The 15,238-nt window shown below is 43.3% G+C and carries 11 protein-coding genes; 2 read left to right on the forward strand and 9 right to left on the reverse strand.

All coding sequences use genetic code 11. The annotated features are described in order from the left end of the window. The first annotated feature begins 89 nt into the window (after positions 1-89). Positions 90-515, forward strand: a complete 426-nt coding sequence (locus BUE31_RS07440) for a hypothetical protein (RefSeq protein ID WP_073401907.1) — start codon at positions 90-92, stop codon at positions 513-515. A gap of 251 nt (positions 516-766) precedes the next feature. Next, positions 767-2,404, forward strand: a complete 1,638-nt coding sequence (gene pruA, locus BUE31_RS07445; RefSeq protein WP_073401909.1) for an L-glutamate gamma-semialdehyde dehydrogenase — start codon at positions 767-769, stop codon at positions 2,402-2,404. 226 nt (positions 2,405-2,630) lie between these two features. Here pruA and can read toward each other — a convergent pair whose 3' ends face one another. The 9 genes from can to BUE31_RS07495 all read right to left on the reverse strand — a co-directional run bounded on the left by can (position 2,631) and on the right by BUE31_RS07495 (position 15,238). Further along, the gene (gene can / locus BUE31_RS07450; RefSeq protein WP_073401911.1) at positions 2,631-3,302 is read right to left on the reverse strand and encodes a carbonate dehydratase; all 672 of its coding nucleotides are present in this window, start codon (positions 3,300-3,302) and stop codon (positions 2,631-2,633) included. A gap of 124 nt (positions 3,303-3,426) precedes the next feature. Beyond that, a complete protein-coding gene (locus BUE31_RS07455) occupies positions 3,427-4,158 on the reverse strand; it encodes a YoaK family protein (RefSeq protein ID WP_073401913.1) in 732 nt (243 codons plus the stop codon). An 82-nt stretch (positions 4,159-4,240) separates the two neighbouring features. After that, positions 4,241-5,350: a glycoside hydrolase family 26 protein gene (locus tag BUE31_RS07460; RefSeq protein WP_073401914.1), complete on the reverse strand. Its 1,110-nt coding sequence runs from the start codon at positions 5,348-5,350 to the stop codon at positions 4,241-4,243. Between the two features lie 184 nt (positions 5,351-5,534). Further along, entirely contained in the window at positions 5,535-7,292 is a 1,758-nt protein-coding gene (locus BUE31_RS07465) for an alpha-L-arabinofuranosidase (RefSeq protein WP_073401916.1), read from the reverse strand. Positions 7,293-7,367: 75 nt separating this feature from the next. Then, positions 7,368-8,585, reverse strand: coding sequence for an AGE family epimerase/isomerase (locus BUE31_RS07470; RefSeq protein WP_073401918.1), 1,218 nt, complete (start codon positions 8,583-8,585; stop codon positions 7,368-7,370). A 276-nt stretch (positions 8,586-8,861) separates the two neighbouring features. After that, positions 8,862-10,043, reverse strand: coding sequence for a glycoside hydrolase family 130 protein (locus tag BUE31_RS07475; RefSeq protein ID WP_073401920.1), 1,182 nt, complete (start codon positions 10,041-10,043; stop codon positions 8,862-8,864). A 637-nt stretch (positions 10,044-10,680) separates the two neighbouring features. Further along, complete coding sequence (locus BUE31_RS07480; protein WP_073401922.1) at positions 10,681-12,513, reverse strand: sodium:solute symporter family protein; 1,833 nt, start codon at positions 12,511-12,513, stop codon at positions 10,681-10,683. A 303-nt stretch (positions 12,514-12,816) separates the two neighbouring features. Further along, the gene (locus BUE31_RS07490) at positions 12,817-13,692 is read right to left on the reverse strand and encodes an AraC family transcriptional regulator (protein ID WP_073401926.1); all 876 of its coding nucleotides are present in this window, start codon (positions 13,690-13,692) and stop codon (positions 12,817-12,819) included. A gap of 295 nt (positions 13,693-13,987) precedes the next feature. Further along, positions 13,988-15,238, reverse strand: coding sequence for an IPT/TIG domain-containing protein (locus BUE31_RS07495; protein WP_073401927.1), 1,251 nt, complete (start codon positions 15,236-15,238; stop codon positions 13,988-13,990).

Raw genomic sequence — 15,238 nt, forward strand, 5'->3', positions numbered from 1 at the left:
TGTTTAGCTGTTGAATCATCGGATTTAAAGCATTTACAACCTTTGCAACACTTACAACCACTACAACATTTACAATAAACAACAAACCCATGGATATAGAAACATTTGATCCTGTTTTTGATAGCGAAGGCGAAGACAGGGACCGCACATTGAAAGATGAACTGGGCGAAACCATTGATAAAGAAGATCTAAATTACAACGCCGAAGAAGACAGCTTTGAATATGATGTAAAAAGCGATGACCCGGATTATCAGCACGCCGATCCGTACAACACCTCGGTAAAGAACGGCGAGGATATGAATTCAACTTATGATGAGGCAAACCCTTATGATGCGGGTGATGAGTACATTCCCAATGAATCGCTGGAAACAGATGTGGACAAGTTAGCCATGCATATTGATAATGGCCATATTGTTGAACTTGACGCAGCCGATAAAGCCCTGGCCCATACTCCCGAAGATGATAGAACAGACCTGGATGAAGAAGGGTATCCGAAGAATGACAGGCATAGATAAATAAGCTACCGCCATGCCGAATTTATTTCGGCACCCCACAGGACAAGTGCGCTGCTTGGCGTACACTTAGCTTTTGGAGTGCTGAAACAAGTTCAGCATGACGTATTTAATTTTCATAACATTTCGCAATCTTCATCCGCACACCCGCACATCCATAATCCGCACATCATCATCCCAATGCAATCTGCATGTCCGCACATCAAAAATCTCCGCATCAATTCTTATATTTGCCGTGTAGTAACTGACAACATATGCTTAAAGGATTTTTTAACGTTCCGCCACCGCAGAACGAACCAGTATTAAATTACGGTCCGCGCAGTGTGGAACGGGCAGCGCTTAAAGCTGCATTAGACGAGGCAAGAGCCACGCAAATTGATATACCTATGTATATTAACGGCAAGGAAGTACGCACCGGCAAAAAGCTGGAGATCCGTCCGCCGCATGATCACAAACACGTATTGGCTACTTTTTCTGAAGGTAATGCAAGCCATGTAACCGCTGCTATTGATGCAGCCCTGGCTGCAAAAGCCGATTGGGAAAACCTGCCATGGGAACAGCGCGCAGCCATATTTTTAAAAGCTGCTGAGCTGCTTGCAGGCCCTTACCGCGCAAAGGTAAATGCAGCTACCATGCTTGGCCAGTCAAAAAACGCTTACCAGGCAGAAATTGATGCAGCATGTGAATTGATCGATTTTCTGCGTTTTAACGTAGAGTACATGACAGAGATCTACAAACAACAACCGCCAATATCAGGCAAAGGTGTTTGGAACCGCGTTGAACAACGCCCGCTCGAAGGATTTGTGTTTGCGTTAACGCCATTTAACTTTACCGCTATTGCAGGTAACCTGCCAACATCAGCAGCTATGATGGGTAACGTGGTGGTTTGGAAACCGGCATATACCCAAATTTATGCTGCAAACGTTTTGATGCAGGTATTTATAGAAGCAGGCATGCCAGCCGGCGTTATCAACCTTGTGTATGTTAACGGCCCGGTTGCAGGCGATGTTATATTTAACCATCCTGATTTTGCAGGCATCCATTTTACAGGTTCAACCAAAGTGTTCCAGAGTATCTGGCAAACTATTGGCAACAATATCCATAAATACAAAACCTACCCGCGCATTGTGGGCGAAACCGGTGGGAAAGATTTTGTTTTGGCACACCCAAGCGCTAATGCAGATGTGGTGAGCACAGCTCTTGTTCGTGGTGCATTTGAATACCAGGGGCAAAAATGTTCTGCTGCCTCAAGGGCTTATGTACCGGCTTCATTATGGCCAGCTGTAAAAGCAAACATGCAGCGTGATATTACCTCATTTAAAATAGGCCCGGTTGAAGACTTTGAAAACTTCATCAACGCCGTTATTACCGAAGCATCGTTTGACAAGCTTGCAAGCTATATTGATGCAGCTAAGAATGATAAAAGCGTTGAAATAGTAGCAGGTGGCGGTTATGATAAAACCAAAGGCTGGTTTGTTGAGCCTACCGTACTAAGGGTTGATGATCCTTACTATGTTACCATGTGCGAGGAGCTTTTTGGCCCGGTACTTACCATTTATGTGTATGAAGATGATAAGTTTGATGAGATCCTGGATGTAGTTGATAAAACATCAATCTATGCCTTAACCGGATCTATCATCTCACAGGATCGTTATGCTATTGCCAAAGCAACACATCACTTACGCAACGCAGCCGGTAACTTTTATATAAATGATAAACCAACAGGTGCCGTTGTTGGTCAGCAGCCATTTGGCGGCGCCAGGGGCTCAGGTACCGATGATAAAGCCGGTTCAATGATCAACTTATTGCGCTGGGTATCTCCGCGTACCATAAAAGAAACCTTCGATCCCCCAAAGGATTACAGGTACCCGTTTTTATCGAAAGAGGTCTGAGGAGAGAGTCAAGACAGTAAGAGTCAAGAATCAAGATAGAAAAAGCCGGTATTATTAAATAATGCCGGCTTTCGTATTTTAACAATGCTATTTAAAGGACTCAATTGCCAATCCTTCCTTTCTTGACTCTTGTTATCTTGATTCCTGTCTCTCTTTCTTGACTCTTGTTATCTTGATTCCTGTCTCTCTTCTTGACTCTTATTATCTTGATTCCTGACTCTTTCCTCTATTTGAACTTAAACACATTCTGCATATTGGCATTGTCATAGGCAGTCACCTTCATATCGGTGATGAGACCTGTTTTAAGGCTGTATACCCAGCCATGCACACCAATCTGCTGCCCATTTTTCCAGGCATTTTGTACTATTGATGTTTTGCAAAGGTTGTAAACATTTTCAATCACATTATATTCAACCAGTTTGTCGCAGCGCTCGTTCAAATCGGTAATTGTTTCAAGCTTACTCGCATGCAGGCGGTAAACGTCTTTTATATGTCTTAACCAGTTATCAATCAAACCATATTGCTGGTTGGTTATAGCAGCCATTACACCACCGCAACCGTAGTGACCGGTTACTATAACATGCTTTACTTTTAATACATTAACGGCATAATCCAGCACCGAAAGCATGTTCATGTCCGAATGCACAACCATATTGGCAATATTACGGTGTACAAAAATTTCTCCCGGAGGCATATTGGTGATCTGGTTTGCCGGAACCCGGCTATCTGCACAGCCTATCCATAAAACCGGCGGCGACTGCCCTGCAGCCAGTTTTTCAAAATATTCCGGATCGGATGCTAAAGTGTTTTTTACAAACTGTTTGTTACCTTCAAGCAGGCTGCTATACAACTCCTCGGTAGTAGCAGGCGTATTATCGTCAATAGTTTTAGCGCACATGTTGTTCAGGGGATGTTAATTGTTAAGGCAAAAATATAAAGATATATATTAATTGCTTTATAGTAGCATACCGGTAATGTTAAGGTTTTGTAAAAACACTAACAAATCTGATTCTGCAGTAGTATTAGCTTTTTGAAAATGCTTTTGTCAATTTATGCAGGGCCAGCGGCGAAACATCATAATAAAGGATGGTCAGTAAGATGAATGGCACAAAATAAAAGATAGCGAAATCAAAAACATTGAATAAAAGGCCACCTAATACAGCTCCTATTAAGTAAAAACCAAGAATAGTAAGCCTCACGTAGATCTTATTTCTAACAGTTTTAGTTTGCTTAGCTTTTGGATGAATCCATTCTGCAACATCCCCGCCCAGATCAGTAAACAGCCCGGTTAAATGGGATGATTTGATCAGTCCCCCGGATATAGTTGATACCAGGCTGTTTTGCAGTCCCATTGAAAATATAATAGCGCCAATTACCACTTCGCGTTCAAGCTGGGTCTCTTTGTAAAAGTTATGGCCATATATAGCCACGAACAACAAAACGATGATCTCGATAATTACAGGCAAAGAATGGGCCTTATAATAGCTGATATGACTATACGAACGCACAATAAAGCTTGAAATAAAAGCACCAGCAAAAAACAACAACAGCCAGATCACAAACACAATTATCTCCCTAAAATTCTGATCAACAATATGCTTGGCCAGGTTGGCCACATGGCCCGTAATGTTCGAAGTAAAGGCAAGGAAAGCGATCATCCCCGCCACGTTGGTGATGCCCGATACCGAAGCAGTAGAGGATGCCAGCATCAGGTTTTCTCTAAGTGTTCTATCTTCTTTTGATTGCCTTAACATGCGGGTAAGATAGGATAAATTTTATATTGGATGAATCCTAAAACTTACGAAGTTTTGAAAACTTCGTAAGTTTGTTGTGGATCTACTCCAGCTTCTTCCCATAAACGCCTAAAGGCGTTAACCTGTTTTGCAAAATCAAATGCCGGTCCCCACTAAATTTCTTAAAATCATTGGCGCTGAGCTGGCCGGGGTAAGGTGCGAAATATTGTTCCATTCCCGCATTGCGCCACATCAATACGTACGATGTTTTATATTTTGATAAAACAGGCAGCAGAACCGTTGTCCACCAGTCGGCAGATGGAATGTTAAGGTACCCGGTTTCAGCCAGGCACGATAGCTTATGATGTTTGGCGGCTATAACATCCAGCAGCGCCAACCGTTTATCCAGGTTCTTTTTAAACAAGGCGATATCCTGCCGGCAATAATTATCAAAGCCGATCATATCAACATAATTATCCCCGGGATACCGTTCCAGAAATTCAGCTTCACTATCAAAGTCGGCCACAGAGTAAACTACCAGTAAGTTATGCAGCTTCTTTTTATTGCACAGGTAATCAATGGTAAATTGCCACAATGTTTTAAATTCATTAGGCGTACTGGTGTTTTTACACCACCAAAACCAGGTGCCCGTAAGCTCATGAAAGGGTCTGAAAAGAATCGGGATCGCCTCTCCATCTTTGCCTTTTAGATCACCAAGATATTTTGCTGCGCGATCAAGATATCCCACATAAACATCATGAGATTTGCCTCCGGGAATAATATCAGCCACCGTTCGCATGGTAGTATCCCAGGCGGTTTTGCCATTGGCCGGGTTATCCATATGCCAGCAAAAAGTATTGATGCCGCCCCGCTGATAGGCTTCTTTCACCCGTTTTTTCTGCAGGGTAAATGGTATTTTATTAATATCCTTTGTACTGTCATGCTCAATTTTTGCCAAATCCCACCCATACAATGCCGGGTATGATCCGGCAACTGCTTTCACATCCGAGCTGTCATTAGCAAATTTCCAGTTAACGCCATACCCGGTATCGTCATGGTGACCAAAAATAGCACCCGCCCCTACCAGCCGCTGCATACTATAAAAAAGCGCTTTAGTTTCCCTGGTAGCCTTTGCGTCACAGGGATTGTAAAGCTGCGCATGGGCATAAGAGCAGCATAATATTATAAGAAATAGTGTGTATGTTTTTTTCATTTCCAAATTATCATCACATTTTTTGAACCATGATTTATAGGATTAAAGGATTGCCTGATTCTCCGTAAGATCAGATCATTGTCATCCTCAAATCCTATAAATCCCGGTTCAGACAAATAATCCCAAAAACTGCGTAGCAATCTTGAACGCCATTAAAAATAATTTATTTGTGAAAAATCCCGCCTCATTTTTTCTCTGCCACTAAAAACACGGCGCCATATTTTGGAACGGTAACTGTTATCCCTCCGGATATATTAGCCGAATTTGCTGCAATGGTTGCATAAGTATCCGGTCCGCCCGATTTACCATTTGCCGGACCAACCCCATTCACAAACACCTGGTGCGAAAACGGTGCGTTATCCTCGCCGCCCTTCAGCGTGTAATAGTAGTATTTGACGCCTGCTGCAAAGTTTTTGAAAGTAACGGTAACTGCATGGTCACCAGCGGCTTTGTTTACCAATATTACCCCTGCCTCGCCCGATGAAAAGGTAGAGCCATAGCTTGCAACATCACTGTTATTGGTAACCAGCGAGCTAACCATCCGGTCGCCAAAATACTTTTGGAAAAAATACATATAATAAAATGCCGGCCTCGGGTTCCATTTGGCTATGCCGATTTCATCACCGATGTTAAACATCCCCTGGTCGTTGCCAGTGTCCCAGCCATTTGCCAAATCCCACCTGCAGGCCATACTGAACTGACTTTTCAGCACCTCTCCTAACGTCATCACCGCGTGTAAACCTGCAATGTTAGATACGTTTTGCGCTGAGCCTACCGCCTGGATATTCCACTCATCAAGCGCAAGCGGCTTTTGAGTTACCCCCGCATTACTTACTGATGTTTTTATCCAGCTCAACATCTGGCTGGTTACCGGGGCAGGTGTGTTTAATATAACATCAGCCGTTGAGTTATCATTGTAAGGGGTGTAGTAATTGTGAACTATAAAATAATCAGGCGAGTTGCCCGCCGCAGCCAATACATCAGCATTCCAGTTGCTTACCCCTGCATAGTTAGTTACATCGTTAGATGAAGTTAACACCGCGCCTATTTTAATATTAGCGTTGCCTACCTCGGCAGCCGCTTTGCGCATCGAGTCGGCAAATACTTTAAAGTGCGTGCCATACACTTTCCCGGTCAAAATCTCCGGTTGACCGTCCTGATTTTTAGATTTGTCTATCCTGTAACCAGCTTCCCAGCTCCCATAATTTTCATTGCCGATATCCCAAAACTGTGTGCGGCCTTTATCATACCTAACCCAGTCGGCAGCCAAATGGGCAGCAGCCTGGTCGGGGTGAGCGCTGGTTCCGTAACGGGCATAGCCATAGTTAACTACTATTAAACCCGTGCTGTTGGTTTGCTGTAATACTTTGTAATAGTTGTCCAGTGTTATCGTCCAGTTTGCCGGGTTATTCCCAAACCAATAACCCGCAGCAGATGAACTGCCGGTATTATCAACCAGGTTTGCTGGCGCATCGGCGGGAGCCTTTATAGTTGTGCCATCGGCATTCCAAAAATAAACGTCAGACAGGCTGCCACCAGGCGCCCTCAATATATTGGGGGCCAAAGCGGTTATGTTATTCATCAGCACCGGTTCGGTAACATATTGCCCCATGTAAGGATTGGTATTATTGCCAAAAAGGTATTTGGAAACCTTGGTGGTTACCTGGCTCAGGTCAACAGTTACATTAACGGCGCCGCTTGCCGAAGGCTTTACAACATCCTGTGTGGCTGGTGCGGTAAATGTTTTAGCCACCCAGTTATCCAGGAAAAAACCCTGCGTACCGGCAACAGCAGGATCAGTGCCGGCAACTATAGTCCCCGAATTATCAGTATTTCCAGTGTCGCCACTGCCTGATGAGTTTGATGTACTATCTTTTTTACACGATTGTAATACCACAAACGCAGCTAAAACTATTGTAACTATTTTAATATTTCTTAACACGATTTTAAAGATTTAATTGAAGATCAGGATTACAAGGTGATTAGATTAATGGCCGAGGTTCAAACGAATAATAAATCATGAAAATCCCTCCAATCTTATAATTGTGTCCAGGCAAGCCCTGCTGTTATGATAGGGGCATTTCCAAAGGCCTGCTTTATCCTCGTTTTGCATTGCATGGCCGTTTTCATCTATTCCCCAAAACCATTCGCCGTTTTGTTTATCCAATATTTTGTCTTTTATAAACTCCCAATTTTTCAGGGCGATGTCTAAATATTTTTCATCATTGCTGATCTGCCAGGCATTAAAAAAACCCACCATCGCTTCTGCCTGTACCCACCAGTGTTTTTCTTTTACTAAGTAATTTTCTCCCGGTTCATATTCATACCAAAGCCCACCATCTGTATCAATGCCAGCTATGGTGGCATCCGCCATGGCAATGGTTATTTCCTTTATCTTTTTAATGCTTTCCTCATCCCTAATTACTTCTGCCGCTTCCAGCAAAAGCCAAGTAGCTTCAATGTCATGTCCGTACGATACCAGGTCGCCTTTCCGGTTCCAGTCCTCGTCAAAAAACAAAACCAGGTGGCCGGTTTCCTTATCAATAAAATGATCGAAAAAATTATTCAACAAACTGCTGATATGTTCACCTAATGCTTTATCCGGCCAAATGCGGAACAGGTTAGTGTATCCTTCCAGCACATGCAGGTGCGTGTTCATGGTTTTCTTTTCATTGGCATCCTTAGTGCTCAAGCGCAGGTCGTCAATGGGTTTCCAGTCTTTTGTAAAAGCTTCAAAGTAGCCAGTTTTAACAGGGTCATAAGCTTTCTCAACCAGCAGGTAGAACAGGTCGATAGCCTTTTGCTTTGCCGCTTCTGTTTTGCTGGCGCGATAATATTCGCTTAAGGCATATATGGTAAATGAAATGGCGTATACCTGTTTTTTAGGATCCAGCGGCTTACCTTTATAATCAACCGACCAGTAAACCCCGCCCTGCTCCTCATCAATAAAATAAGCTAAAATATATTGATAAGCCCTTTCAGCCATCTCCAAATATCCAACTTCCGGCTGACGATTATAAGCAGCTGAAAACGACCACAGGATCCGCGCATTTAATACCGAGCCCTTAGGCGCTTCGGCAGTTATTTGATTATCATTATCAATCTTCCCATAAAAGCCGCCGTTCTCATTATCAGGAGTAAACGCAGCCCACCAGGTTAGGATGTTTTTTAGTTCATCCTGCAATTCTTTTTTGTAGATAGTAAGTTGGCTGTAGATATTCGTTTCCTTGATCATCCAAATTGGTATTATTCTTTCTTTATAATGTCAATTCAAAATTTTATAGCTTCCAAAAACACCACGCATACGATACCGTTTAAGTATTTTTCTTACCTCTTTCCGCCGCAGGCGAAGAGAGGTCGCCCAGCGTAGCGTCGGCGGGTGAGTCAACTATACGCCATGCATCGGCGCTAATGCATCGGCGTGAATGTCGCTCGCATAGTCGACTCACCCGGTCATTGCTTCGCTCGACCACCCTCTCTGCTGCGCAAAGAGGGTAACTCAAACCAACAGTCACACACCCAACAACGCATTATTCCCATCAATTATCCCATAAATTGTATTTACCGATGATGCCGAGCGCAACCCATCCGCCGGAGTATTCATCACATAATCAAGCAACTTATCAACTGTGCTGATGGCAACATGCATGCGGGTGTCTGACGATGCGTAGTAGATAAATACCTTACCGTCATCATCCTTTATCCACCCGTTACAAAACACCACGTTTGATACATCACCGATCCGCTCCTCACCCTCAGGTGCTAAAAAATATCCGGCAGGTTTATATAAAACTTTGGTTAAATCGTGCAGATCCGTCATAAACATATACAGTACATAGCGCAAACCGGCGGCAGTATTACGCACGCCATGCGCAAGGTGCAGCCAGCCCTTTGCCGTTTTTATAGGCGCTGGACCCTGCCCGTTCTTGGCTTCATAAACGGTATGGTAATTTTTATTGTCGATAATGGTTTCTTCATCCACCCTGGCATTTTCCATGGTATCACTAAACCCAAAGCCAATCCCTCCACCCTTACCGGCACTTATAAAACCATCCTGCGGGCGGGTGTATAAAGCATATTTACCGTCTACAAACTCCGGGTGTAAAACCACGTTACGCTGCTGTGGCGAGTTAGTTACCAGGTCAGGCATGCGTTCCCACTTAACCAGGTCTTTGGTGCGGGCAATGCCACAGGCAGCAACCGCCATACTTTGGTCGTGGGCCGGGGCGTTAGTGTCGCGGCGCTCGGTGCAAAACAGTCCATAGATCCATCCATCCTCATGTGCGGTTAAACGCATGTCGTACACGTTGATATCCGGCTCAGCCGTTTCGGGCAGTTCAACCGGGTATTCCCAAAAAGTAAAATTACTGATCCCATCCTCACTTTCGGCAACTGCGAAAAACGATTTCCGGTCGGCCCCTTCAACCCTTGCTACCACCAGGTATTTACCATTTAGCTTAATAGCGCCCGCGTTAAACGCTGCATTTATGCCGAAACGTTCCATCAGGTGCGGGTTTGTTTCCGGGTTCAAATCATAACGCCAAAATAGCGGCGTATGCGCAGCGGTTAGTACCGGGTTTTTATACCTGTCAAAAACGCCGTTACCAATGCCTGCTACCTCATTCGGTTTAGTAATTAGCTGCCGATGCACTATCTCCAGCAGGTTCAAACGTTTTTCAAACTCTTTATTCATGTGTATTTTATAATTCTGTTATTAAAAATCCGTAGTGCTGAACTTGTTTTTGTAAGTCATATCTAACATGCAATGGGTGTCCCCCTTAGCAATGTCATTAACTTAACGTGTGTTCGACATAAGCAAATGGTCACATCACCCCAAACCCTTCTCCAACCGTGTTCGGGCAAAGCTCAAGTTTGTGTATCCATGCCGGCAAAGCGTTCCATTTTTGCACATGGAACACCCGGAACAAAGTGAAACATGCTGATTATCAGCAACTTTACCGTTTACCAAGAATCAAATAGATGTAAGTATCTTATAATCAGAATGTTTCACCAATATTTATATCGAACTCACGTTAACTTAAGTATATCACAAATGTGATTCTCCCCATAAGCCTTTTAGCCCCCTCTAAATCTCCCCCGGTTGGGGAGACTTTAGCTTCGCCCGCGTTTATTTTTTCAAGTCCTCCCTACCGGGGAGGATTTAGGTGGGGCTATTGGACGTTGCTATGTGGTTAGTTTATAGCCAGCATTCTCTTAACTTAACGACATTGTTATGCTTAATTTATTCTTTCCTAACTTAATCAACCCAATCAACTTCTTTCCCCAACCCAATCAACCACTCACTCAATCAACCCAATCAAACCAAAACCTCAATACTCCTTCAACCTATCCCACCAGGTCTTCTTCAATATCACCACAATCACCGCCAGGATGCCTACCGTAACCAGCAGCGGCATTTTTTGCCTCAACACCAGGTACATAGGCAAAATGGTTAAACAGCATTGCGCCATAGTGCCAATCACCACGTTAAACATATTGATCTTAAAGTTTTTGTTTGATTGAAATGACGGATCATCCACCAAAACCGCCTGCTTAACCGGCTCCCAAAAACCCCATGGGCGGATGGTTGAGTAAAATGATTTTAAGACAGCCATGTCGGCTGGTGGAACAGCATAGGATCCAATAATAGACCCAGCCAACGATAACCCAAACAATACCGGGAACCAGTACAGTAATTCTCCATCCGGAATTACTACCGAGAACACCATTGAGGTTACTATGCCTGTAAGCATCCCCCAGAAAAATCCATTAGCATTAAAGCGCCACCAATGCCATTTCAATACATTAGCCGCAATATATCCGCCATAAAGCGCCGATACTATCCACTGTAACACGCTGTTAACATCCTTTACAAAAAAGCCGAGGAAAACTCCCACAGCTACAACCACTACCCCCACCATATAATTCATGGTGATGATCTTTTTGGTTGATGCCTGCGGATCTACATATTTTAAATAGATGTCGTTCACTATATAAGCCTGCGCAGCGTTCATGGTGCCGCTAAATGTGCTCATAAATGCGCCCAGTAAACCTGCCAGCAGCAAGCCAACCAAACCAACCGGTAAAAAGTTATTGATTACGGCCGGCAGGATCCGTTCAAAGTCAATTGCCCCGGTTCCGTCCTTTAAGTTCATCTGGTGATAAAATAAAAGGCCCAAAATGGTAAGACTGATGATCAGCGTATAACGGATTGGCAGCAAAATGATATTTACAAAACCGCTCATCTTGCTGGCTTCCTCGGGAGAACGGGTTGACAGGATCTTTTGCATATCATAATTTGGAGCGGGACCAGCCAGTGCTGCAAAAAAGCCCTTGAAAGTCATCATCATAAAAAACAATCCAAACAGCGAATAGCCATCGCTCTTTATTTTAGCATTCACTTCGGTAATGATCCCCGTCCAGCTAAGACCAAGGTGTTTGCCAAAAAACGGACTATACCAGCCTTTCGGCACATTAAGCGGGTTACCCTGCATGTGGGTGGTTGCAATAACGCCTATCCAGATGCAGGCCACCGTCATAATGCCGTATTTTACCATATCGCCCACCACAATGCTGTGCATGCCGCCCAAAATGGAATAAAACATAGCGAACAGCGTAAATATGATGCCATAAATATGCGGCACATATTGCGGTGCAACATCAAACGGAATGTATCCCTTTATCAAATCCCAGGGTACAAAAATTTCAATGAATTTTCCAAGGCCTATAAAGCCGTAGGCCAGGAAACCCAGGCAGCTCAACAGCGCAAAAGCTATAACCACCAAATTCGAGCTGATTACACCCGCGCCTGTCTTTCCAAACCTCGTAGCCAGCCATTCGGCCCCGGTTGCGGCATTTGAGCGGCGCAGCCAGCGCGACAAATACATCATTAAAAACACCTGGTTAAATACCGGCCACAACCACGGGATCCAGATGCTCTTCATCCCGTAAACAAAGCACAGGCTCACCATCCACATAGTGCCGCTGATGTCGAACATATCAGATGCATCACTCAGGCCCAGCTTATACCATGGCAACGATTTACCGCCCAGCATATAGCTCTCTTTGTTTTCCTTTGCTTTTTTGCGGTACCACAACCCTATAAATATGGTGCTTAACAGGTAAAGCGCTATAATGGCAACATCTATAAGGTGAAGTTTCATGTGGGTTAGTTGATGTGCGGATAAATGAAAAATGTGCAGATATGCGAATGAAAGGAAAATGTGCAGATATGCGAATGAATAGAAAATGTGCAGATGTGCGGAGGTGCAGATGTGCGGATGAATGATTGATTGATGTTTAGATTCAGCTTTGAGTGGTTCATAATGGTACTTACTAAAGTAAATTTATTGGCAACAGTTATATAATACTTTTTTACCCTTAATGCTATGCTTTTTAACCACTGAATATTTTCATCCGCACATCTGCACATCCAAAATCCGCACATCATCCCCCACATCTGCACATCAAATAAAAACCCTGTTCCCCGTATACGTTTCCCTGAATTCCTTCGGGATGCAAAGTTTTTTCCGTTTAAAGATCCGGTTGAAATTAGAGATGTTGTTAAAACCGCATTTGTAGGCTATTTCTGCAACCGTGGTGGTCGAATCTATCAGCATCCGCGAGGCATGGCCAAGCCTTATTTCGTTCAAACTATCAATAAAAGTTTTACCGGTACGCTTTTTTATAAAACGGCTAAATGATGCTTCGGGCATGTTGGCAATACGGGCAACTTCGGCAAGGGTTACTTGCTTGTTGTAATTAGTATTCATATGCTCAAACACTTTTTCAATGCGCCGGCTGTTGTAATAAAATTTTTCATTGGTAAAGCTCGAATCCGATAATGTCTTCATATTCCGCGAGATAGAAAGATCGTGCAGGATAGACAACAGCTCCAGCACCGAATCAAAACCACTCTTTTTATCTAATGAGAGTAAACGGTCCTTAAGCGCTGCTATAGTTTCAGGCGCAAATAGTATCCCCCTTTGCGAGCGCTCCAGCATGCTTTTTAAAAAACTCAGCTGGTTTCTTTTTAAAAGCTTTTCATCAAAAAGATCCTTATGAAACTGAATAGTGATTTCGGTGATCTCCTCGCTCTGGCATTGATTGGTAAACCAGGCATGATAAAGGTTCGGGCCAATAAGCGCCAGCTCCAGGTCATCAATTACCTCAATATGCCCTCCAACCACGCGCTTTGCCCCTTTTGCATTCAAAATCAGGTTCAATTCATACTCATCATGGTAATGAAGCGGAAAATCAAACTTCTTTTTAACCCTCGAAAAAATAGTAAAGCAATCGCTGGGTGTCAGCGGGGTAATCTCACGCATCACATTACTCGTCATCTCATATAAAATTTAGTGTACAAATCGGTTAAGTTGATAATACGAATTTAACACTTTTTTGGTTGATTGAGTTAATGTTAAGTTGGATTAAGTTGAATAAGTTCATTTAGTTAGAGTAAGTTGAATGTGTTTTGCAAACCATTGAAAGGTTGTATTATTTATATTATTGAATTACTTACACTATTAAACTAAATCTAACTAAATGAACTTATTCAACCTACTCCAACCTAATCAACTTTACTTTTTCAGATTATAGCGACGGGTTTTAAAACCCGTCGCTATAGTAAACAGGCTATTATTTTATAAATGCTACTTCATCAAAGTACATTGTTTCATTAACATCGCCGCTTTGGCCCTGCAAAAAGAAACCTAACTGCTTGGCAGGTGTTCCGTTTTTCCAGAAGTTTAACAAATTAGGATTGGTTGATGATGGTGCGCCCAGCGGGATCTTAAAATAAGTCCACACTTTTGCAGGCACGGTAACCAGCTGTGCAGCGTAAGCGTATTGGTTCTGAACCTGGCCATATCCGCCGGCCATTTGGTCGCCCACCAATACAAGGGTGTGGGTTACCGTTCCGCCCTTAACCCAGAAGGTTAAATATTTATAATCTGCACTATAATCAATACTTGGGTACCAGTTTGACCATCCTTCAATTTGCCAGCCGCCCGCAGGATACGTTGCTACAATTGAAGCAGTCCCTGAATGCGAAGTTGTTGTTGATACGCCTGATGGATGTGCCCATGAATTATCAGCCCATGAATTTTTAAAATCGTTATTTACAAAAATCTGGTAAGCGTTATCAAGGTCAACAAATTCCTGTGAGCTTGCAGCCTGGCCCGACGCATATGTAAATAACAGGTTTGCACGATTAATTGCAGACGCAGGCATCTTAATAACCATTTGGGTATCAACCTTGCTTACAATAGTGGCAGCATCGGTAGTACCTTTAATAGTTACAGCGGTTATTGTGGCGAAGCTTACCCCTGTTAAGGTAATTTGCGATCCGGCCACAAAGTTATAATCAGATACTTTTGAAACTGTCGGCGGCGGTGTTAATACGGTAAAAGCATAACTAACAGAACCATGTAAGGTTGTAACCACCAATTTATTAGGCTGATCGGGCCCGGTTGGGATATCCTGCGGAATGCTTACTATTATGGTATTATCAGAAACCAGCGCTGCGTTAAAATAAGCAGATACACCGTTAAACTTTACCGAAGTTACACTCCCCAGGTTTTGACCAATTATGGCATAAAGATTTTGCTTTTTACCATCGGTTGTAGTTGAATCGAACTTTATAACCTGCGGTGTATAGTTAGGGCTCGTTACCGTAGTTGCTACTCCCTGCGAGTCGTAAGTTATAGTAGTAGTGGTTAACATCGAGTCAACCTGGTTTTTTGTTACGGTACGCACCCGGGTAATTACCGGCGCCCCCTTTCCTCCAACTATAGTAGCGCTTTCCTTTTTACAGGATGCGAAACCAAATACCATCAATGCCGATAGGATCCAGTATAAATTTTTTGATCTTAGATTTAATGTTTTCAT

It is taken from the genome of Mucilaginibacter sp. OK098 (assembly GCF_900142915.1).
GTDB lineage: Bacteria > Bacteroidota > Bacteroidia > Sphingobacteriales > Sphingobacteriaceae > Mucilaginibacter.

Coding starts and splice junctions, on each gene's coding strand:
- BUE31_RS07475 (WP_073401920.1), bottom strand. CDS start 10,043: ATGAATAAAGAGTTTGAAAAACGTTTGAACCTGCTGGAGATAGTGCAT.
- BUE31_RS07480 (WP_073401922.1), bottom strand. CDS start 12,513: ATGAAACTTCACCTTATAGATGTTGCCATTATAGCGCTTTACCTGTTA.
- pruA (WP_073401909.1), top strand. CDS start 767: ATGCTTAAAGGATTTTTTAACGTTCCGCCACCGCAGAACGAACCAGTA.
- BUE31_RS07495 (WP_073401927.1), bottom strand. CDS start 15,238: ATGAAAACATTAAATCTAAGATCAAAAAATTTATACTGGATCCTATCG.
- can (WP_073401911.1), bottom strand. CDS start 3,302: ATGTGCGCTAAAACTATTGACGATAATACGCCTGCTACTACCGAGGAG.
- BUE31_RS07460 (WP_073401914.1), bottom strand. CDS start 5,350: ATGAAAAAAACATACACACTATTTCTTATAATATTATGCTGCTCTTAT.
- BUE31_RS07455 (WP_073401913.1), bottom strand. CDS start 4,158: ATGTTAAGGCAATCAAAAGAAGATAGAACACTTAGAGAAAACCTGATG.
- BUE31_RS07470 (WP_073401918.1), bottom strand. CDS start 8,585: ATGATCAAGGAAACGAATATCTACAGCCAACTTACTATCTACAAAAAA.
- BUE31_RS07490 (WP_073401926.1), bottom strand. CDS start 13,692: ATGACGAGTAATGTGATGCGTGAGATTACCCCGCTGACACCCAGCGAT.
- BUE31_RS07440 (WP_073401907.1), top strand. CDS start 90: ATGGATATAGAAACATTTGATCCTGTTTTTGATAGCGAAGGCGAAGAC.